At 45.8% G+C, this 19,141-nt stretch carries 16 protein-coding genes, 1 tRNA gene and 1 pseudogene; 12 read left to right on the top strand and 6 right to left on the bottom strand.

Annotation, left to right across the window (positions count from 1 at the left end; genetic code table 11):
* Window positions 1–22: 22 nt before the first annotated feature.
* Window positions 23–424: an RrF2 family transcriptional regulator gene (locus tag T359_RS0109350; protein ID WP_026517245.1), complete on the bottom strand. Its 402-nt coding sequence runs from the start codon at window positions 422–424 to the stop codon at window positions 23–25.
* 193 nt (window positions 425–617) lie between these two features.
* On the opposite strand from T359_RS0109350, the gene T359_RS0109345 reads away from it, so the two are divergent.
* The 5 genes from T359_RS0109345 (at window position 618) to T359_RS0109325 (ending at window position 4,747) form a co-directional block, all read left to right on the top strand.
* Window positions 618–1,901 (top strand): O-acetylhomoserine aminocarboxypropyltransferase/cysteine synthase family protein, encoded by a 1,284-nt coding sequence (locus tag T359_RS0109345; protein WP_026517244.1) that lies wholly within the window; start codon window positions 618–620, stop codon window positions 1,899–1,901.
* Window positions 1,902–2,026: 125 nt separating this feature from the next.
* A complete protein-coding gene (locus T359_RS0109340; RefSeq protein WP_026517243.1) occupies window positions 2,027–2,941 on the top strand; it encodes an ABC transporter ATP-binding protein in 915 nt (304 codons plus the stop codon).
* Complete coding sequence (locus T359_RS0109335; RefSeq protein ID WP_026517242.1) at window positions 2,941–3,852, top strand: ABC transporter permease; 912 nt, start codon at window positions 2,941–2,943, stop codon at window positions 3,850–3,852. The genes T359_RS0109340 and T359_RS0109335 overlap by 1 nt, the downstream gene beginning before the upstream one ends.
* Window positions 3,852–4,301: a LytTR family DNA-binding domain-containing protein gene (locus T359_RS0109330; RefSeq protein WP_026517241.1), complete on the top strand. Its 450-nt coding sequence runs from the start codon at window positions 3,852–3,854 to the stop codon at window positions 4,299–4,301. Before T359_RS0109335 ends, T359_RS0109330 begins: the two co-directional genes overlap by 1 nt.
* Before the next feature lie 23 nt (window positions 4,302–4,324).
* Window positions 4,325–4,747 carry a DUF3021 family protein gene (locus T359_RS0109325; RefSeq protein ID WP_026517240.1) on the top strand — a complete coding sequence of 141 codons (423 nt, stop codon included), beginning with the start codon at window positions 4,325–4,327 and terminating at the stop codon, window positions 4,745–4,747.
* 67 nt (window positions 4,748–4,814) lie between these two features.
* Here T359_RS0109325 and T359_RS0109320 read toward each other — a convergent pair whose 3' ends face one another.
* Both T359_RS0109320 and T359_RS0109315 read right to left on the bottom strand, forming a co-directional pair.
* Window positions 4,815–5,108 carry a hypothetical protein gene (locus T359_RS0109320; protein WP_051545197.1) on the bottom strand — a complete coding sequence of 98 codons (294 nt, stop codon included), beginning with the start codon at window positions 5,106–5,108 and terminating at the stop codon, window positions 4,815–4,817.
* Window positions 5,109–5,122: 14 nt separating this feature from the next.
* Window positions 5,123–10,258: a DUF4332 domain-containing protein gene (locus T359_RS0109315; RefSeq protein WP_026517238.1), complete on the bottom strand. Its 5,136-nt coding sequence runs from the start codon at window positions 10,256–10,258 to the stop codon at window positions 5,123–5,125.
* A gap of 251 nt (window positions 10,259–10,509) precedes the next feature.
* On the opposite strand from T359_RS0109315, the gene T359_RS19920 reads away from it, so the two are divergent.
* From T359_RS19920 to T359_RS23450, 3 genes and pseudogenes are all read left to right on the top strand, one after another.
* Window positions 10,510–12,639, top strand: coding sequence for a DEAD/DEAH box helicase (locus tag T359_RS19920; protein WP_051545195.1), 2,130 nt, complete (start codon window positions 10,510–10,512; stop codon window positions 12,637–12,639).
* Between the two features lie 121 nt (window positions 12,640–12,760).
* Window positions 12,761–13,525, top strand: a complete 765-nt coding sequence (locus T359_RS19915; RefSeq protein WP_051545192.1) for an MBL fold metallo-hydrolase — start codon at window positions 12,761–12,763, stop codon at window positions 13,523–13,525.
* A gap of 73 nt (window positions 13,526–13,598) precedes the next feature.
* Window positions 13,599–13,712: pseudogene (locus T359_RS23450) on the top strand (TipAS antibiotic-recognition domain-containing protein); the annotation flags it as partial.
* Window positions 13,713–13,759: 47 nt separating this feature from the next.
* On the opposite strand, the gene T359_RS22465 reads toward T359_RS23450, so the two are convergent.
* Window positions 13,760–13,981 (bottom strand): hypothetical protein, encoded by a 222-nt coding sequence (locus tag T359_RS22465; protein ID WP_026517237.1) that lies wholly within the window; start codon window positions 13,979–13,981, stop codon window positions 13,760–13,762.
* A 236-nt stretch (window positions 13,982–14,217) separates the two neighbouring features.
* Here T359_RS22465 and T359_RS0109295 point away from each other — a divergent pair, with 236 nt between their 5' ends.
* Window positions 14,218–14,436 carry a hypothetical protein gene (locus T359_RS0109295; RefSeq protein WP_026517236.1) on the top strand — a complete coding sequence of 73 codons (219 nt, stop codon included), beginning with the start codon at window positions 14,218–14,220 and terminating at the stop codon, window positions 14,434–14,436.
* A gap of 1,237 nt (window positions 14,437–15,673) precedes the next feature.
* On the opposite strand, the gene T359_RS0109290 is transcribed toward T359_RS0109295, so the two are convergent.
* On the bottom strand, window positions 15,674–16,678 hold the full coding sequence (locus T359_RS0109290; RefSeq protein ID WP_026517235.1) for a hypothetical protein: 1,005 nt from the start codon (window positions 16,676–16,678) through the stop codon (window positions 15,674–15,676).
* A gap of 195 nt (window positions 16,679–16,873) precedes the next feature.
* Between T359_RS0109290 and T359_RS22460 the strand changes: the two genes are divergently transcribed.
* Window positions 16,874–17,023, top strand: a complete 150-nt coding sequence (locus tag T359_RS22460; protein ID WP_155840075.1) for a hypothetical protein — start codon at window positions 16,874–16,876, stop codon at window positions 17,021–17,023.
* 47 nt (window positions 17,024–17,070) lie between these two features.
* On the opposite strand, the gene T359_RS0109280 is transcribed toward T359_RS22460, so the two are convergent.
* Window positions 17,071–17,706, bottom strand: a complete 636-nt coding sequence (locus tag T359_RS0109280) for a GDSL-type esterase/lipase family protein (RefSeq protein WP_026517234.1) — start codon at window positions 17,704–17,706, stop codon at window positions 17,071–17,073.
* Window positions 17,707–17,893: 187 nt separating this feature from the next.
* Here T359_RS0109280 and T359_RS0109275 point away from each other — a divergent pair.
* Window positions 17,894–17,966, top strand: a tRNA-Ala gene (locus T359_RS0109275).
* Between the two features lie 109 nt (window positions 17,967–18,075).
* A complete protein-coding gene (locus T359_RS0109270) occupies window positions 18,076–19,092 on the top strand; it encodes a hypothetical protein (protein WP_026517233.1) in 1,017 nt (338 codons plus the stop codon).
* Window positions 19,093–19,141 lie beyond the last annotated feature (49 nt).

Raw genomic sequence — 19,141 nt, 5'->3', positions numbered from 1 at the left:
CGCATTCCCCTGAGGGAAGCGGTCATTCACCGATAAGTTCGCTTAGCTTCTTTCCATAAAAGAAATCTCTTTCCAAATTGTAGAACTCTGTCCACATGGGCAGAGTTTTGCATTTGCCCTTTCTGTTACATTCGTATTCAGGATCTGCAAGACAGGCCACCGGTGCCATGGGGCCCTCCATAAGTTCTATTATCTCTCCAACGGAATATTCGGAAGGATCTTTCTTAAGCTTGTAGCCGCCGTGCTTACCGCTGGCGCCTATGATAAGGCCTCCCTTAACCATCTCTTTTGCGATGATCTCAAGATACTTCTTGGAAATATACTGCCTCTCGGCGATATCCTTAAGAGGAATAAACTCCTCGCTGTGCTGCTGTGCCAGATCTATCATTACTCGAAGTGCATAGCGTCCTTTGGTTGAAAACATAGTCTGCTCCTTTCGGGGTATCATTCCCTTCTACTTTATATCATATCGCAAATGGGAAGAATTAATCATATCTTATCACATTCTATAAATCAAAGTTATTATAAAACATATTGACACAGTAGGTAAATACGTTATATGATTTTTTCAACAAAAACAGCCAAGACGAAAACAAATTCGAGAGGAGATAAAGGGTATGAGCAATTACAGATTTGAGACACTTCAGTTACATGTTGGACAGGAGCAGCCGGATCCGGCTACAGACGCAAGGGCAGTGCCCATTTACCAGACAACTTCTTATGTATTCAGAAACTCACAGCACGCCGCTGACAGATTCGGCCTTGCTGATGCAGGAAATATATACGGAAGACTTACCAATTCCACACAGGACGTTCTTGAGAAGAGAATCGCAGCTCTTGAGGGCGGCAGCGCAGCTCTTGCTGTAGCATCCGGAGCAGCAGCCATCACTTATACTGTTCAGGCTCTTGCAGCAAACGGCGGACACATCGTAGCTCAGAAGACCATCTACGGAGGAAGCTACAACCTTCTTGCCCACACTCTTCCACAGTACGGCATTACAACTACATTTGTAGATGCTCATAACCTGGCAGAGGTTGAGGGAGCCATCAAGGAGAACACAAGAGCCATCTATCTTGAGACCCTGGGTAATCCCAACAGTGATATTCCCGATATCGATGCCATCGCAGAGATCGCCCACAAGCACGGTCTTCCACTGGTTATCGACAACACCTTCGGAACACCATATCTTATCAGACCCATCGAGCACGGCGCTGATATCGTAGTTCATTCAGCCACCAAGTTCATCGGCGGCCACGGCACAACCCTCGGCGGAATCATCGTTGAGGCCGGCAAGTTCAACTGGAAGGAGAGCGGCAACTATCCTCAGATCGCAGCTCCCAACCCAAGCTATCACGGCGTATCCTTCTATGATGTGGTAGGCCCTGCTGCATTTGTAACTTACATCAGAGCTATCCTTCTCAGAGACACAGGAGCAACCATTTCTCCATTCAACGCATTCCTGCTTCTTCAGGGTGTTGAGACACTGTCACTTCGTCTCGACAGACACGCTGAGAATACCAAGAAGGTTGTGGAGTTCCTTGCTAACCACCCTCAGGTTGAGAAGGTTAACCATCCTTCACTTAAGGATCACCCTGACCACGCTCTTTATGAGAAGTACTTCCCCAACGGCGGAGCTTCCATATTTACTTTCGAGATAAAGGGTGGAAAAGAGGCAGCCTGGAAATTCATCGACAACCTGGAGATATTCTCTCTGCTTGCCAATGTTGCTGATGTTAAGAGCCTTGTTATCCATCCTGCAACCACCACACACTCACAGCTTAACGACGAGGAGCTGGCCGATCAGGGCATAACCCAGAGCACCATCAGACTCTCCATCGGTACAGAGCATATCGATGATATCATCGCAGACCTGGAGAAAGGTTTTGCGGCAGCAAAATAATATTTAGTCTTCAATAATTGCAACTTACCTTCCGAAAAATACATCTTACATTAAAATCTATTTTGCCTTTGCGCCTCATGTTCTATCATCTGATCATCAGATAAAACGAAAGGACATGAGGCGCAATGAATTCCATAGAAATCAAAAATCTCACAAAAAGATACGGAAAATTTAATGCTGTTGACAACCTTGGATTTGAGATCCCTCAAGGAGACTTTGTCGGATTCCTGGGAGTAAACGGAGCGGGCAAGTCCACCACCGTCAACATGCTTTCAACAATACTTACCCCGGACGAAGGAGAGGCATATCTTTGCGGCTATAAGCTTGGAAAAGAAGATATGGACATCAGAAAGTCCATCGGCGTGGTATATCAGTCCAATGTTCTGGACGACCTTTTCACAGTTAAAGAAAACATTGTCACAAGATCAAAGATGCTGGGAATGGACGCCGGGAAGATAAAGAACCGCCTGTCAGATCTTTCAGATATCTTAAAGCTCTCGGACATCATGGATAAAAGATACAGAGTTCTCTCCGGAGGTCAGAAGAGACGCTGCGAGATAGCCTTCGCACTGATGCACTCACCAAAGATCCTTTTCCTGGATGAGCCCACCACGGGCCTTGATCCCGCCACAAGAGTGGATGTATGGGAAGCGGTGGAGCAGCTTAGAGCAACCACAGACATGACGGTTTTCCTCACCACCCATTACATGGAGGAAGCTCAGGCCGCAGACAAGATCATCATCATAGACAAGGGCAAAAAGCTGGCGGAGGGCACCCCCTTCGAGCTCAAGGAGCGATTTGCCAGTGACAGCTTAAAGCTCTATTTCAGTGAAGATAAGCTGGGGAAAGTTACGGAGCTTATGGGAAAAGAGAACCTGGTAGCCACCTCCTACGGGGGCTACGCCCTGACAAAAAATCCCTTTGAAGCCGCAGAAAAGGCCGGCTCCCTAAAGGGCATCATCGATGGTTTTGAGATCATTCAGGGCAAAATGGACGACGTATTTTTAAATGTAACTAACGGACTTGGGAGGGCAGTATAATGAGAAGTTTCCTTGCTATAAATAAAAGAAATCTTTACCTGTATTTCAGAGATTATTCCGCAGTGTTTTTTTCACTGTTATCAATGCTTATAATCATCCTTCTTATGGTATTTTTCCTGGGGGATATCAATAACGACAATCTCCTGGATGCCATCAGGCTTGTGCCGGGAAGAGGGGGCGACGCAGATGTGGACTATGTAAAGAACTTCAGCTTCCTCTGGACCTGTGCAGGAATCATGACTATCAATGCATCAACTGTGACACATGCTTTTTTCTCAAACATGATAAAAGACAGAACCGGTAACCGTCTGAACTCACTGATGGTAATGCCTGTGAAGAGACCTGTGTTTGTCCTTGGTTACATCTCAGCAGCCTGGGCAGCAGGAGTTATCATGAGCATCGTGACTCTTGTTATCACAGAGATCATCGGTGTTATCAACGGAATAGACCTTCTTCCCCTTGAAACCAATCTGCAGCTGATATTTCTTATCATGCTGAACACCTTCGTTTACGCGGCAATCATGTTCCTTCTGGCAACAGTAATAAAGAGCCAGAGCGCCTGGAGCGGCATCGGAATCATCCTGGGAACTTTGGCGGGCTTTCTTGGGGGAATCTATTTCCCCATTGGCTCCATGAGCGACACCATGCAGCATGTGGTTAAGTGCTTCCCCTTTATTTACGGAACATCACTCTTTAGAAAAGTTATGCTGAAGTCCCTGGAGAACAGCTTTTTTGCCGGAACTCCCGAGATCATCAGAAGCGAAGTGGACAAGGCCATGGGAATGGAGCTCTTCTTTGGCAATACACAATTGTCCCAGTACGGAAAAGTAGGTATACTTATAGCTGTGGGGTTAGTATTCATCGTGCTTTCCACAATTTGTTTAACAGTTTGCAAAAAGAAAGACAGATAATGAAGATAACTATTGAAACACCGATGCCCGGTGAAGAAGACGAAATCATAATAAAAATGGCAGAACTGAACGACGAAGTCCTGAAGCTGGTGCGCCGGCTAAAGGACGGCGTCAGCAAGGACACCATGGCCCTCTATGCGGATGAGAGTATACAGATGGTTCCCACCAGGGAGATCCTGTACTTCGATGCCACCGACAACCGTGTCTTTGCCTATACCAGGGGAAACTGCTATGAGACCAGGAAAAAGCTCTTTGAAATAGAAGAGCTTCTTTCTGATTCTTCTTTTCTCAGGATATCCAAAAATGCCATAGTAAATATCAGAGCCATCGACCATCTGAGCCCGGAGTTTAACGGAAGGTTCATAGCCAGTCTTCGAAACGGAGAGGACATCATCATCTCCAGGGGCTATGTGCCTGAACTTAAGAAAAAGCTGGGAATAGGAAAGTAAGAGGGGAGGCTGAACATAAGCATATGAAAACATTTTTTACCGATCTATTAAAATGGTTTGTGATAATAAATACAGCTATCATGCTGGTGGTGTGGATCAGTATTTTCAGATACGACACCATATGGGTTGAGATAATCCCCCAGATCTTCTGTGCAAGTCTGGCCACATCTCTGGTGACCACAATTGTTTTTTCAATCAATCCCAAGAAGCCCATGGGAGTGCCCGTAAGGATACTGCTGGGAGTGGGGCATTATATTGTGCTCTGCGCCATCATCATGGGGCTGGGAAGCTTATTTAACTGGTTTGAATTATCCTTATCCGGCGCTCTTACAGTGGCAGGAAGCGTTGCGGCAGTGTACTTTATCACAGCCCTGATCTCATACCTGCTTTCCAAAAACGAAGCAGATGAAATGACCAATGCCCTTAAGAATTTCAATGAGGATTGAATTTAAGGTTTAATTATATGATCTGAAAGAAAAAGAAGGTGGGAGCGATTGGCTCCCACCTTTGTTTTTATACCGGCAGTCCCAGCGCAGATGCGATAAGCGCAAGCTGCATATCTATTTTTTTCTGTTCCAGTTCCAAAGAATTGGTCTGAACCTGTTCGATGAGATTGTAGTAACCTCCCACCTCCGTGATGTTCCGGGGAGTCGGGATTCTTGTGGGCTTAACATCACTTTCCTCAGCGATTCTTTTTAAGATCAGATTTTTATATTCCTGAGCCTTTTCACTGGACTCAGCATTAAGGAGCTGGGCCATGGCCTGGAGCAAAGCTTCCTGGCCGTCGTATTGCTGATTGTTGCTCATATTTTTACCTCCTGTTAACTCTTAGGCTTCTGGGGCTTCTGGCCTTCTCCGCCTTCCGTGGGTTTCTGACCTTCCCCAGGCTTTGGTGTCTCACTGTTTTCTTCCTTCTCCTTCTTCTTTGGAGCAAGGCCGGCAGAAGCAACATTTCCTGCGGTCTCAATGGCCTTGGTGACAATCTCTGTGTTGGCCTTGATCACGTTATCTCTTCCCGTTGCGGTGTTGGTATCTGCGGTCTTCAGAACCTCTCTGAGATCCGTGTTTTCAAGGGCATTTGCAAAGGTAGGCTGAGCCCTGCTGATAAGAGCGTTGACAAGCTGACCCGCATCAATATGGGATGTTGCGGTAACTCCCTGGGTAGGTGCCACGGCAGCCTGAGTTTTTGCATTTTCAAGGATGCTGTTGGCTGTCATCTTATCGGTAGGAAGAGTAGTATGATCGATATCTGAATCCTGCCAGTTCCAGAACCTTGTAATATCAATCTTTTCACTGACATTGGTTGCGCCCAGAACAGCTTCGCCAACCATGCCAGAGGTAGGCACGGAAACCACAGTGGTCGGAACCCTGAAGTTGCTTGTGTGGTAGCGGTACAGCTCGTCCTGGATGTCGGAAGCAGTTTTACCAAGAGCCTCTGCCAGCTCCTTCGGATAAGTAAATGGCAGTATCATGCAGTTTCCGTAGAATCCAAGAAGCTTGTGGGCATTTACGCAGTTAAGGAGCGGTATCTTGCTTACGTAGCTCGACTTTGAATTCTTGGAAGCAAGCTTTTCCGGATGAGCAAATTCCACGGTGTAAGGCTCAAGAAGCAGTATCCTTTCGTTGGTTGTAAGTGACTTCCAGACCACCTGGGAATAACGGATGGTGTTGGCTGCAACGTGATGCAGGGTTTCTTCCATCTTCATGATCTCGTTGAAGCCAAGAACAGGAATATGATCCGATACATCAAGACGAATGCAGTAGTCCCCAAGCTTTGCTGAAGAACAGCCCGGAGTCAGGATGCTGTCTTTTTTTCCTGAAACCGTTACAGTGGCGGTAAACTCGATAGGACCCAGATCCCGGAGCTCGTATTTTGAGAAGCTTACATCCGGATGCAGGTAGCACTCCGGAAGTCCGCCGGAATAATGAAGCTGGGCATCCATGTCCTCGATACTGTCGATGTCGTCTTTTCTGAAGTTATATACGGAATTCTTGAACATCTCCAGGGACTTGGCCTGATCCGGTTCCATATATTCAGGATCCTGACTTAAGCGGAAGTTGTAAGTACTAATGTCGTTATATAAGGCAATGTAGGAAATATCATTGTTGGAGATGTTGGAAGGAAGATCAAAGGTGAACACAACCTCAGTCTCCTTAAGTGTGCTGGTCTTCATCACATTGATCGTTGCAACGGATTCGGGATCAGCAGGATTAACCTTTTGTTTTACCTTCTCAACATTTGTTCCTCCCCTGATAAGCCTCATGGCGTACAGAACCTCAGAGCGCCTGTTCATGGAAGGATGTATCCTGTGGTAATCAATGCTTGTAATGTGGCCTGCAACAGCGGCTCCGGCCTTGTTAAAGTACAGTGTTGCATTGAGGTTATCAAACTCCATGAAGTGACCCTTAAGTTTCAGAGTTACCTGTTTGTCGTTGCCAAGGGATGACTTCTCTGTGGTCCACTGAGGGTATGAAGCGTATTTTTTTATCAGCTCAAGTCCTGATGAATACTGCCATGGAAGAGCAGGGCTTAGATAGTCTGCATACCTGAGGAGCTGGCCGTATCTGAAGTTGAAAATGTTCTTTGTGAAGTCGTCAAAGCAGGTGGGATCCAGGGTGTACCGGGAGAAGATTCCAAAGAGCCCTTTTGCTTCGTTTGGCAGGAATTGTATGGGCTTAAGGGGAACAAAAAGTGTAAGGTCCACGCCCTCAATACAGGTCTCCAGGCAATACCTTCTCATTACCTCCCAGTACTGAACTGTCATGACATGGGAGTGATTGTGGTTGGCAATAACCTTTGAGGACAGAGCTTCTTCATCTTCACTGGAGGCGATGCTGATACTTGCCCTGTGCTCGGAGCTTATCCTGGAGGCCTCAGTCTGGATGGTGCTTTGGAAATTCTGGGCTGCCAGGGATATCTCATCATAGTTATCACGTTGAGTAGCGGAAGCGCTGCTTTCTCCGTAGGATGAAGCATATGATGAAGAGATGGTAGCGAAGATTGCCCATCCCGAGCCACCGCCGCTTTCTGATTCCGTATAATAGTAGCTGTCTGAGTTGGCAGAGGAGTAGCGGTCTGCAGCAGTTTGGAAGGCTGCGGTCTCCTTGTCCCTTTGACTGTTACTGTATTTGTCGTTTATTGTGTCCACGGTGGAGGCGGTGTCCTGAAGATTATAAGCTTCCGTATGCTCTTTTACGACTATTCTCTGTTCCTCCCCCGGTGCAAGAACCAGGGAGTACAAAAGATTTCCGAGACTATAGCCGTCGGGAACCCAGGCCTGATGCATCTTGAGGATATAGCCTATGCCAAGTGAGGAAGCCATTGGTATCTTTAACTGATCTCCGTAGAGGTTCTCCTTGAAGGCCATGACATCAAGGGCATCCGTCAGCTTCTGGCGGGTGTACTTTCTGTTGTTTATGGTGATCTCAGGCTCCACAAGTCTCTGCATTATGGAGTAGCTAAAGGTCCTTGCGGGAGCTGTATCCGTAGGAAGATATACTGCATCGTCCCCTTCTCCCATGAGCTTTACGCTGGGAAGAGCCCTGGGCTTCATGGTTTTCTTGACAAAAGAGTCCTTGTGAAGAGTGAGTTTTCCAAGGTCAGAGTCAAATTTTCTGGACAGGAAGTTAAGGACGGTTCTCTTGAAATTGTTGGTGTTCGGATCAAGGTCGTAGAGCACTTTACTAAGCTCGGACAATTCCTCCCTTTTCTGCTCGTAGGCCGCAACATCAGGATCATCGCTGCTTACGAACTTACCGTTCTTATCACATTTTGCCTTTGATTTGCAGTAATCACTGATCTTTGTCTCTCTGCTTATTACAGCAGCATTGGCGCTGGCAATGTTGTACTTTCTGGTGTAGTCAAGAACGTCTCTTTCTGCCTCAAGATAGTCAGTGATCTTTTGCTGGGACAGATGGCAGATATTTCTGACTCTCTCATAGAGCGGAATCTCAGAATTGGTTCCAAGGCCGTCCTCGTGGTTCTTTTTAAGTTCCTCGTATCGCTTGTCGGAAAGCTCGATATCAATTGCAAGAGCCTCTTTTTCCTGCTCCAGTCTGGCAATCTTTTCCTTGGCAAGTCGGAACTTTCTAATATACTGACCAAGTTCCCCGGTGGCCTTGATGGCAGAGCTTATCCTGGCTCCTGACTTGCCGGTCATGATAAGATCTTTTCCGTCAAAATAATCCTCGAAATCAAAGTCATCACCATCAGCCTCAATTCTTTCTAAAACTGTTATGGAACCGGTGATCAGATCTTCCAGTACAGACAGGTCTTTGGCCGCAAAAAGTGCTTTCAACTCTGTGGAAATTTTCTTTGCTTTAAGGCGGGTATCATCTTTTATGGGCTTTTTGGCAATGAGGTCATCAATTTTTGAAAAAGCTGTAAGAGGCTTAAGCCCTGCAGTTATCCTTGCTTCACTGTATACTTCCACCAGTTCCGCATAATAGTTCTGTATCTGGCTTACAAGGATCAGACGTCCTCCGGCGGATATCTTACTAAATTCCTCCTGAGCTTTTTCAACCTCGGCTTCCTTTTCCTTGAAGTGGAAAGCCAGTTCCTCTTTAAGGGCGTAGGCTTTATCATCCAGGGCAGCTTCAGCATCTTTCTTTTTCTGCAGTGCTTCCGCCAGGGTCTTGGCAGCACTTCCTGTGGCTGCTTCGTAGATATCTCCTTCAAGATCCTCTATTTCTCCGGAAAGAACCTGGATGCGGTCGATGCAGGAGAGGATATCCGAGGCATTTTTTATCTCGGTGGTACCCTTGGCTGCATCGGTGATTATTTTCACATACTCATGGTCGATGATCTCAGAGGCCCTTCTGATAAAGGTGGACTGATTGACACTGTAGGCCCCGTCAGATGAGGATTTAAGTGCCATGGAGGCGTTATCATCAGTGTTTTCCGTGACAGTAAACTTCACGGTCTCCTGCATGTTGTAGCGATCCGGCATGACAATGGTGAATCTGCCGTCTTCGTCTGTGTAGCAGAAGAGCTCATCTTCGTTCTCAGTCTTATCCCTGGTGGCATTGGCAATACCGGTAAGGGTGACTTTCAGGCCGCTCTTTCCCTTGTTCCCCTCCTCCTTCATAACAACGGTGCCGCTGATGGTGGTTGGAAGCGGCAGAGACATTTTTATGTTGTTTAAAAACTCCAGACCCTCCTGAAGAATCTGGGTGTCGGACTTAATAAGGTCATCCTCTGCGGCAAAAAGAAATGTAGGTTCCGGATCCTCACCGCCGATAACGTAGTAGTACATGTTCTCCTGAGGTGATGATTTCAGGGCGTTGTTAATGACCACCAGAAGGTCGTCGTCCTTAGGCGGAATAAAAGTTGTCCCCTCCGGGAGAACAATGCTGTTTTCCAGGATCCTGAAGATGTTCTTAAGGTCCTCAAATTCTGCTTTGGACAGGTCATAGGCATTTCGTATTCCCGCCATGGCAGCCAGATAACAGATCTCCTTTGTTATTCCCGGTGTGTTCCACAAGGCGGCCTGTCTGAACCACACACCTACGGTGGATTCGGTGACACCGGTCTTTTTGGCGATATTCTGCCTGTCAGCCTTGGTGGCGGCTTTGTCCAGAATGTCCTGTAAGGTCACGATGCTCAGGTCCGCATTCAGGATCTGCCTTGTCTTTTCGTCAATATACAGCGGCAAAAGAGTCTGCAGAGTTCCGGTGATAAGAGACCCGCCCTTGGCGATGTAGATCTTGATCTTGGCAACTCTTTCGATGGAATCACCCTTTTTGTCCTGTACTGTGATGGTTGCTTCACCCCGAAGCTTTGCTGTCACATAGCCGTTTTTGTCAACGATGGCGTGATCAGTGTCGCTGGTAGCCCACTTCAGGGCGCTGTGGTTATTGGCGTCGTCCCCGCACAGCGGTATCTGAAGTGTCTCACCTTCGGCCATAGTGATGGAGTTGTAAAGCGGAGTTAAGCTGGTTTTCTCACTGGTTGGCATACTTCCCCTTTCCTTTCTTATTCCGCCTGAAACATGATGTGATTAGCGAAATATAGTGCATAAATTATCGGATATATTAAATTTTAATTAATAATTTACGCATTTACAATAAAATAGAATTAATTTTATGAATTTTCGTGAATATATCTACAAGTTGTATATATGTCTGAAAAAATGCACAACTTATAGTGGGAAAAATTATGCTACAATTTTTTCACAGGACAAATTAACCAAAGTTGATGGGTGAAATGATGAATAAGCCGAATTTTAAGGATCTTAAACAACTGATAAAGGCTATAGATGACACCAACGGAGCCTTCAAGAGCTTTTTTGATGACAGAGCTGTTCAGGAAAAAAATATAAAAGCTCTCTGCAGTAAGGCTGCGGGGGAGCTGGCCAGGCAGGAGCTCTACAACTATTCCGTGGAGGAGCTGAAAAATGCCAAGGCAGGCATAAGGGTTCAGGCCCTTATGGATGCGGGCTACAAGACCCTGGGGGATGTGGCTGCCTGTACGGATTATCAGCTTCAGGCGGTGGACGGGATAGGAGAAAAGCAGACAGAGGCCATCCACCGGGTGATCACCCAGTTCGCCAACAGCTTATCCTCGGGGCAGGCTGTCAGTCTTGATGAGAGCAAGGTTGAGCTTATAACCGAACTGGCCAACTATATCAACAGCGAGAAGCTGCGGCGGGATTTTGCGGAGCCTGCAGCGAACCTGGATAAATTCGCCACGGAGATCGTCGGCAGCAGGATGATACGAAGCGGTATTCACTGGATCTTTTCCTCCAATGAAACAAAAGCGAGAACTCTCTACATGGCAGACAGGATCTATGAGTTTACAGGCAGCGCTTTTTTCCGGAAGATGATAAGTCTCATAGATGAATATCAGGCGGCTTCCCACACTTCACAGGAGGCGGCTCTGGCTGCTTACCGCAGAAACAGTGCGGACTTCTATGCGCTTTTGGAGAACATTGGAAGCGTCACAGGTAATAAGGCTTTTGTCTACGACAGTATTCCGGCTCAGCTGGCGGAGGAGATCGATGGGACAGAGCTGGACCTTGGCGGATTTTCCGGGAACCTCAGAGCTTATCAGGTTTTTGGGGCAAAATATATTTTGCATCAGAAGAAGGTCCTTCTTGGGGATGAGATGGGCCTTGGCAAGACCATACAGGCCATTGCGGCCATGACTCATATAGAGACCACAGAGAAAAAGAAGAATCATTATCTTATCGTGTGCCCCGCCAGTGTGCTTATTAACTGGGCGAGAGAGCTTCAGAAGTTCAGCAGGATAAATTCATATATAGTGCACGGTCCCGGGGCGGATGACTCCTTTGACAGATGGCAGCAGGAGGGCGGAGCGGCCATAACCAATTATGAGACCATGGGAAAAATAGTGGACAGGATAGACAATCACATGAGACTGTCCCTACTAGTTATCGATGAGGCACATTACATGAAAAATCCGGATGCCAAGCGCACTGCTTATATAAGGCGTCTGGACAATGAATCCGAGAGGATACTTCTGATGACGGGAACTCCCCTGGAGAACAGGGTGGAGGAGATGTGTAATCTCATAGATTTTGTCCGCCCTGATATGACCAAGGAGGTAAGGAGCCTTGCCAATGTAAGTCACCTGCCACAGTTCAGGGAGAGTCTTGCGCCGGTCTATATCAGAAGGACAAGAAAGCAGGTTCTTAAGGAGCTGCCTCCCATCAATGAAGAAAATGAGTGGTGCAGCATGACAAGCAGGGATCTGACAGCCTATGCGGCTGCGGTGACAGCGGGCAGTTTTTCTGATATGAGAAGGGTTTCTTTTTTGCAGGACGATATGGCGGAATCTGCCAAGTGCATCAGACTTCTGGAGCTGCTTGAGCAGGCCGGGGATGATGGAAGGAAGGTTGTCATCTACTCATTTTTCAGAGAGACCATAGCCAAGGTTGGGGCCCTGCTTGGAAGCAGGTGTGTGGGAGTTATAAGCGGAGACACCCCGGTGGATTCAAGGCAGGGGATTGTGGATAAGTTTGCGGATTCCCCTGATGGAAGCGTGCTTCTTTGCCAGATCATCGCAGGGGGTGTGGGCCTGAATATCCAGGCCGCCAGCATTGTGATCTTCTGCGAGCCTCAGATCAAGCCCTCACTGGAGAGCCAGGCCCTGTCCAGGGTCTACAGAATGGGCCAGGTGCAAAATGTGCTGGTTTATCATTTGCTTTGCCCATATACCATTGACGAAGAGATGATGGGAATTCTTGAAGAAAAGCAGACAGAGTTCGACAACTTCGCGGATGAATCCGTTGTCGCCGGAGCCTTTGATAACATCATGGATAAAGAGTGGATCGCCGCGGCTATTGCAAACCAGAAGAGCAGGTATTTTGCCTTTTAACCACTTTCTTAAGGTGGTCTTAAGAAGTTGACGGTTTTTCGTGTTGTCAATAGCATATGATTACTTATAAATGCTATGATAAATACAACAAGCAAGGGATAAATATATGGAGGGAAAAGTTATGAAATTACCGATTTTAATAAAATGGCTTGGACAGATGGGACTTATGATCAAGGCAGGAGATGTCACAGTCTGCGTTGATTACTATGCCAGCCCTGATCCTTCCAGGCAGACACCTCCGCCAATTCCGGCCGATGAACTGAAAAACGTCGATGCATTTCTGGGAACCCATGATCATCTTGATCACATTGACCATGAGGCATGGAAAATATGGGCAAAGACTAACCCAGATTCAAAATTCATTTTTCCCAGGAAACATATGGAAGCTGTTCTGGCTGACGGAATAAATCCTGACAATGCCATCGGTCTTAATGACGGTGAATCATTTATGTTGGGAGATATGAGGATAAGCGCCATTGCGGCAGCTCATGAATTTCTGGATAAAGATCCGGAGACAGGTTTGTATCCCTATCTTCAGTACATTATAGAAGCCGGCGGAGTGAAGATCCACCATGCAGGAGATACAGTAAGATATGAAGGCATGCTGGCTAAGCTTCTGAACTTTGGGCATATTGATGTTGAACTACTTCCCATCAACGGCCGCGATGCAAGGCGCTATCGTGATAACTGCATCGGCAACATGACCTTCCAGGAAGCAGCCGATTTTGCCGGAGAAGTTAAGCCCGGACTGGTAATCCCCGGCCACTGGGATATGTTTGCCGGCAACAGCGAGAACCCTGCTGAATTCGCTGACTACATCGACGCCAAATATGGGGATGCACTGAAATGCAGAATTCCCAAGGTGATGGAAGATATTGAATTATGATCTGACAAAAGCGCTGGAGAAGCAGATAGAACTTTTGGAGCTCAAAAAGGAACATATCGAGAATCTGCTGAATATGTGCAAATACCTGAAAGTGAGAGGGGTGAAAAAAGTACAGGACTTCATTACGCAGAATTTCTACACCTGTACCAACGAAATTTTCTACGGCCTGGGCACAGGCTATGTGGCCGGCGGTAAAGTCCCGGAAAAACCAACCCAAAGTACCTACATCAGCCCTCAACTCTCACTTTCTCTTTTTTCTTCTTTTCTATCATTTATAGTCTTAATGATTTTTTCCCTAATCTTTTTCTTTGCCCTGTTTTTAAGGATACGCCAAATTACCAACACCGCTAAAACAGCCAGCGCACCACCTGCGATGAGCATTGTATTCTTGAACTTCTTTATCTTTTTCTGACGTTGTTTCTTTTTGATATATTTTTTGATGCTATCAATTATCATAGAAGTCTCCTTATATTTTGATGTAAATCATCATAAATATTCTGTCACTTATTCTATTATAACCGATATTACGTTTATCATGGGACGCACAGATTTTTATTTATCTACTTTATCCTTTTTTTATAATATGAACACAATTAAGACAAATGTCGTTTAGTTAGGATTTAGGTTGACTGTATAACATATAATCATCAAAACGAAAGGTAACAATGAATTCAAAAAGGGGTTACAAAAATATGAGTAGACTTGAATCAGAAATAGCAGAATATGTTGGAAATTTCACCAGGAGACATGGCTATCCGCCTACAGTTGAGGAACTGATGAGGCAGTTCGGAACCATCACTATTATGTGCATGATGTTCTATGTGCTGAATCTTTACCGTATCGGAATGATCAGAAACAGCCTGTTTTTTGGGACACAGGATCTGGCATTGCTTCCTGTAAAGAGTAGGTAAGAGGATGTGACGGTTTTTCCGGGACTTTACTAACGGTCCTTGTAGGTATAATCATAGCATTCGTAGGTAATCGTATACCACTGAAAATACGTAAAAACATCAAATTCTTAAGAGCTTCTATGCTGCGGTTAACGGAAGTCACCCCTGGGTAGACAAGGGATGGCACTTGAGGTGCCATCCCGAAGGTTAAGGGTTGGGCGCTCCATTCTGTCAAGGACTTTCGCGGCATAAATCCTCGCTCGGGGCAATTCATGGCTCTTCGTCAACCTTTTGGCGCTGCGGTTTATTCCACGGTTCCTTGACTTCATTCCCGCTTAGGGAAAATATGGCTGCTGAAGTAACGCAGAGATCTCTTCCCGAGAGCAAAATAGGATAAGATGTACCGAAATGGTCCGACTTATCCTATATTTTATCGATATTGCAATATTAAAATGTCGTGCACTCGCACTTTTTCAGAAATCATAGGATAAGACTATAAAAACTCCTTGATCTTATCCTACTTTTTCAAGAAAAAACTAGGATAAAACTGCTTGAATCCTGCATTATTATCCTATTTCCCTGATTTTTCACCCCCATAAACACGCCAGAATATAGAGGCTACCATTCTGCGTGTACTATTCAATACCAGAACTACACGTGTTTCGGAACAATTCTGTATTTTGCGTGTTAAAAGGTTGATTTTTGCACCAAGGACTACACGTGTATAAGCAATCTTCGTATGATTGCGTGTTCAATAAACCAATCCGATACACGCATAGAAGAATAAATGCTCTTTCTGCGTGTTGTTTTCTGAAAAACACTACACGTAGGAATTATATTATGAGCTCTGTGCGTGTGGTTAGTACAGAATCAGCAACAGATCAATCCTTTTCTTCATTTTCCACGCCACTTCCCGGAGCGGGAATGATGTCAAGGGACCGTGGAATAAACCGCAGCGCCAAAGACTTGGTGTGGAGCCATATACTATCTCGAGCGAGGATTTATGCCGCGAAAGCCCTTGATATCATGACACGGATAAATCCTATTCCGGGCGGAGGCCGGCATCTTTTTCGTCGGCCATCCTGCCTTCCGACGAGGACGTTTCTGGGCAGCGCCCAGAGATAAAGCTTACAGAGAGGATGCCCAAGTGGCGGAGGGAAACTTCTCGAAGGTTCCCTCCAAGAACGTCCTCCGGTCGTCTATGCACTTTGCTATTATACTTATTACCTAAATAATAAGAAAAACCGTCCCTACTGACTCAGATTACTCTCGGTAAGTAAATAAGCAATAAACCGATCAGTATTCCTGCCAGGATATATTTATATCTGACAGGGTCCACCTTTTTGGGGGCACTGAGTTTCTCAGGGCTCATATTAAATGCCGGATAGTCTGCTGGAATAGCCTCCGGAACAAAGCCCTCACTGAGGGCTTTTCCAAACCAGGTGGTACCTGCGTTATCCATAACATATTTCTTGTAGTTCTCAGCATTTTCCGGGTCATTCAGTGCTACAGCAGCCCGGTACAGATAGTAAAATCTTAAAACCTCATCCAGGGGAGAAGAGGTTTTTTCCTGATAAAGGGCATATACCTGTCCGTAGTTACCGGATAAAAAGCTGTCCGCAAAGCCGCCGGCTTTCTGAGTATCGTTAAATATCCTGACATTCCATTCGGAGCGGCTGCAATTTGCAAAAATAGTCTTGGCTTCATTTGCGCATGTAACCGCAGTGTTGTAATCATTGTAATAAAGAGCAATGAGCTGCTTTAAACGCTCAGCCATCAGCATGGCAGTTGCTGTCTGGCAGGAATCCTGCATGAGTTTCAGAATCTCATGGGCCTTCTCGATTTTTCCTGACATATAAAGGTCGTAGCCAAGATTGTAATGGGCGACGTTCCAGACAAGTTCGCTTCCAAGCATCTTTTTTACAAAGCTTAAATACTTGGAAATACCAAGCTCAGGTCTGCACTCTTTGAACACAGCTGTCACGATCTCCTGACGGAACTTCTTTTTTTGATTCATATAAAGAAGCAGACAACCTACCATCACAAAAACTAGAAGCGTCAGCATATCATGATTTTTGGGGATAAGCTTGCCATTTTGGAAAATATAGAAACACATTGCGATAAGAAAGAGATAAGGAATTCTCCTGATGTAGCGGAAATTGTTGATTTTTTTAGTGAACTCCGCATCCTCCGGATAATCCTTCGGATCGATTATCTGAAGGATCTTGTCATACTCTTCTTTATTCTTATTCATAAAACTCATAAAAACACACTCCCAATTACTTTTTTCATTGCGCACAGTATAATATACCGGCCCCACTGTGTAAACAGAAAATCTGCATTTTTCTTTCTAAATCTTTCCTGAATAGTTTATGCATTTTTTAGAATATCTTGTATATAATTAATTATATAAATACTACATATAGTGTTTGAACGATTAAGGGAGGGGGATAATACTATGAAAAAATCAGAAACCTTCAGTGCAGTTTATTTCAGAGGCCATTACATGGATCCCAGGGTTGTGGCCGCGAGGCTGAAAACCATTTTTTCCCTTTCCGGAATTGTTATCTCCGTCGTATCATGGTACTTTTTCTCATTATGCAAATAACCCCAAAACACACGCGAAAAAGTGGAGGAAATTTTCCTCCACTTTTTTTAGCTCACCGCGGCGAGGCCTGTTCGTATTGCTGCATATACCGCATCAGCAAAGGCTCTGTGGCCTGCTGCGTCCATGTGCTCGTCATCTATGGTGCTGGCCTTCACTATGTCTGAGGCTGCCAGGAAGTTGATGCCCCGTCTTTTGGCGATGCTGCGATAAACTTCCTTCAGGTTCTTGCTGACCGAAACCGATTCCCGGCTAAACTCGGGATCTTTTTCCTCCAGAAATACTTCATCTCCCAGAGCCATTGGGGAAATCAGAAGGATATTCTCCGGCGAAAGGTGCTGCTCCAGCACATCAAGGCATCTCTCAATGCCTTTACCTATGGTCCTGGCGGACACATTGTAATAACGCTTGCAGTCGTTGGTCCCCAGCATGATAATGGCGAAGTCCACAGGATAGTGGCTCTCCAGGAGCACCGGCAGGGTGTTGATTCCCTTTCGCCCGGGCCTTAGCTCATCCTCAAAAACAGTGGTCCTTCCGCATAAGCCCTCTTCTATGATCCTTGCATCCGCAAGCTTTTCCTGTAAAAGACTTGTCCATCTCACGCCCCAGGGGTACCTCTCATAGGGTGAAGTCCCGGGGATAAGTCCCCATGTATTTGAATCGCCAAAAGCCAGTATCTGCCTCATATAGCCCCTCTTTTCACAAAAAAGCATTACCTGTATCTGTATTTATCATAATTCCGAACTATTCCCCTTGTAAAAAAGATAAAGCTTATCGGCAGGTATAATTAAAACTAAATATGAAAAAAATTGCAGTCTTTATCGGCTTTTTGTGGTATTATAAATAGGTGAGTTGAATACAGGTTCCACAAATGGGGTATTAGCGCAGTTGGGAGCGCGCCACACTGGCAGTGTGGAGGTCACGGGTTCAAGTCCCGTATGCTCCACTTCTATGATATAGGTGTCATAATTTGAGTGCTTAACATGCTTGCATGTTAAGCACTTTGAATTATTGCCGTATATCAATCATAAGAAATTATCTATGAGGAGAAAACAATGAAAAAATCAATCACAACAGGAGTAGTATGCGCACTGGTGCTTGCTACAGCGGCCTGTGGAAAGACACAGGACAACATCGAACCCCGGGAGACGACAGCGGAAGCTCAGGTACAGTCTGAGGCAGGTTGGGAAGAGGTTCCCCAGAAGAATACAGAAGATGAGACCGGCTGGAGTGAGGAAAACGCAGCTGACAACGGCAATGGAACAACAGACGAAGAGGTTTCTGAGGGGGATAGCCTCTACGAGGATTTTAAAGAAGGAAAAGCCAAGGCAAAATACAGAGGAACCGGTGATCTGACTTCTTACCTGGAGATATCCCAGGTACTTCAGAAGGGCCAGTCCTATTCCCTGGAGGAGATAGTAAAGGCTTTAGATAACAGCAATGATTTTGAAGATTTTCAGGTTTCTTCGGATGTGGAATACAACTACATCGACTGCGGTCAGGACGGAGAGCCCGAGCTTCTTGTAATGGCGCAGCTTAGCGCAGAGTTCAGACTTTTCATGATCATCAAAGAGATAGATAATGAGCTGGTTATCTGCTACGACCAGGATGCCTGGTCAAGAAGCGATGTAGTGGTCAACAGTGACGGAACCATTGAAGGAAGCGGCTCCGGTGGAGCGTCCGTACATATCGTTGACTACGCCTTTGTTGACGCAGCAGGAGATTATAAGTTCTACTATGGTGTTGAGGAGAACCTGACACTGTTTGGAGATTACTACGCATACAAGACCGGCTCAGATTATGAGCTCATTCCCACAGAGGGCCTTGATCAGGACCACCTGGGAATCAGGGACTACTACTTTGAAGCGGACTTCGATAACAGAACCCACTATCATTCTTATTTCATCCTGGATGATAATTTCAACGACATAACAACAGATGCCGATTACGACGATTCCAACGAGCTCAAAAAGAGATTCACCGATGCGGGCATCAAGACCTACACCGCCGCTGAGATCGATCAGATGTTAAAAGACAGAGCTTCAGAGATCGGTTATCCCGCTGCAAGATAAAAAGATATAGATACACAGGCTAACGTGCCTGTGTATTTTTTTACCAATA

Source organism: Butyrivibrio sp. MC2021 (assembly GCF_000621605.1).
In the GTDB taxonomy this organism is placed as follows: domain Bacteria; phylum Bacillota; class Clostridia; order Lachnospirales; family Lachnospiraceae; genus Butyrivibrio.
This window is presented reverse-complemented; position numbering and strand designations above follow the sequence as displayed.

Bases quoted from the DNA above. Each gene is read 5' to 3' on its own strand.
- T359_RS0109345 (WP_026517244.1), top strand. From the start codon at position 618: ATGAGCAATTACAGATTTGAGACACTTCAGTTACATGTTGGACAGGAG.
- T359_RS22465 (WP_026517237.1), bottom strand. From the start codon at position 13,981: ATGATAATTGATAGCATCAAAAAATATATCAAAAAGAAACAACGTCAG.
- T359_RS22460 (WP_155840075.1), top strand. From the start codon at position 16,874: ATGAAAAAATCAGAAACCTTCAGTGCAGTTTATTTCAGAGGCCATTAC.
- T359_RS0109270 (WP_026517233.1), top strand. From the start codon at position 18,076: ATGAAAAAATCAATCACAACAGGAGTAGTATGCGCACTGGTGCTTGCT.
- T359_RS0109335 (WP_026517242.1), top strand. From the start codon at position 2,941: ATGAGAAGTTTCCTTGCTATAAATAAAAGAAATCTTTACCTGTATTTC.
- T359_RS0109280 (WP_026517234.1), bottom strand. From the start codon at position 17,706: ATGAGGCAGATACTGGCTTTTGGCGATTCAAATACATGGGGACTTATC.
- T359_RS0109295 (WP_026517236.1), top strand. From the start codon at position 14,218: ATGAGTAGACTTGAATCAGAAATAGCAGAATATGTTGGAAATTTCACC.
- T359_RS0109330 (WP_026517241.1), top strand. From the start codon at position 3,852: ATGAAGATAACTATTGAAACACCGATGCCCGGTGAAGAAGACGAAATC.
- T359_RS0109340 (WP_026517243.1), top strand. From the start codon at position 2,027: ATGAATTCCATAGAAATCAAAAATCTCACAAAAAGATACGGAAAATTT.
- T359_RS0109320 (WP_051545197.1), bottom strand. From the start codon at position 5,108: ATGAGCAACAATCAGCAATACGACGGCCAGGAAGCTTTGCTCCAGGCC.
- T359_RS19920 (WP_051545195.1), top strand. From the start codon at position 10,510: ATGAATAAGCCGAATTTTAAGGATCTTAAACAACTGATAAAGGCTATA.
- T359_RS0109315 (WP_026517238.1), bottom strand. From the start codon at position 10,258: ATGCCAACCAGTGAGAAAACCAGCTTAACTCCGCTTTACAACTCCATC.
- T359_RS0109325 (WP_026517240.1), top strand. From the start codon at position 4,325: ATGAAAACATTTTTTACCGATCTATTAAAATGGTTTGTGATAATAAAT.
- T359_RS19915 (WP_051545192.1), top strand. From the start codon at position 12,761: ATGAAATTACCGATTTTAATAAAATGGCTTGGACAGATGGGACTTATG.
- T359_RS0109290 (WP_026517235.1), bottom strand. From the start codon at position 16,678: ATGAGTTTTATGAATAAGAATAAAGAAGAGTATGACAAGATCCTTCAG.
- T359_RS0109350 (WP_026517245.1), bottom strand. From the start codon at position 424: ATGTTTTCAACCAAAGGACGCTATGCACTTCGAGTAATGATAGATCTG.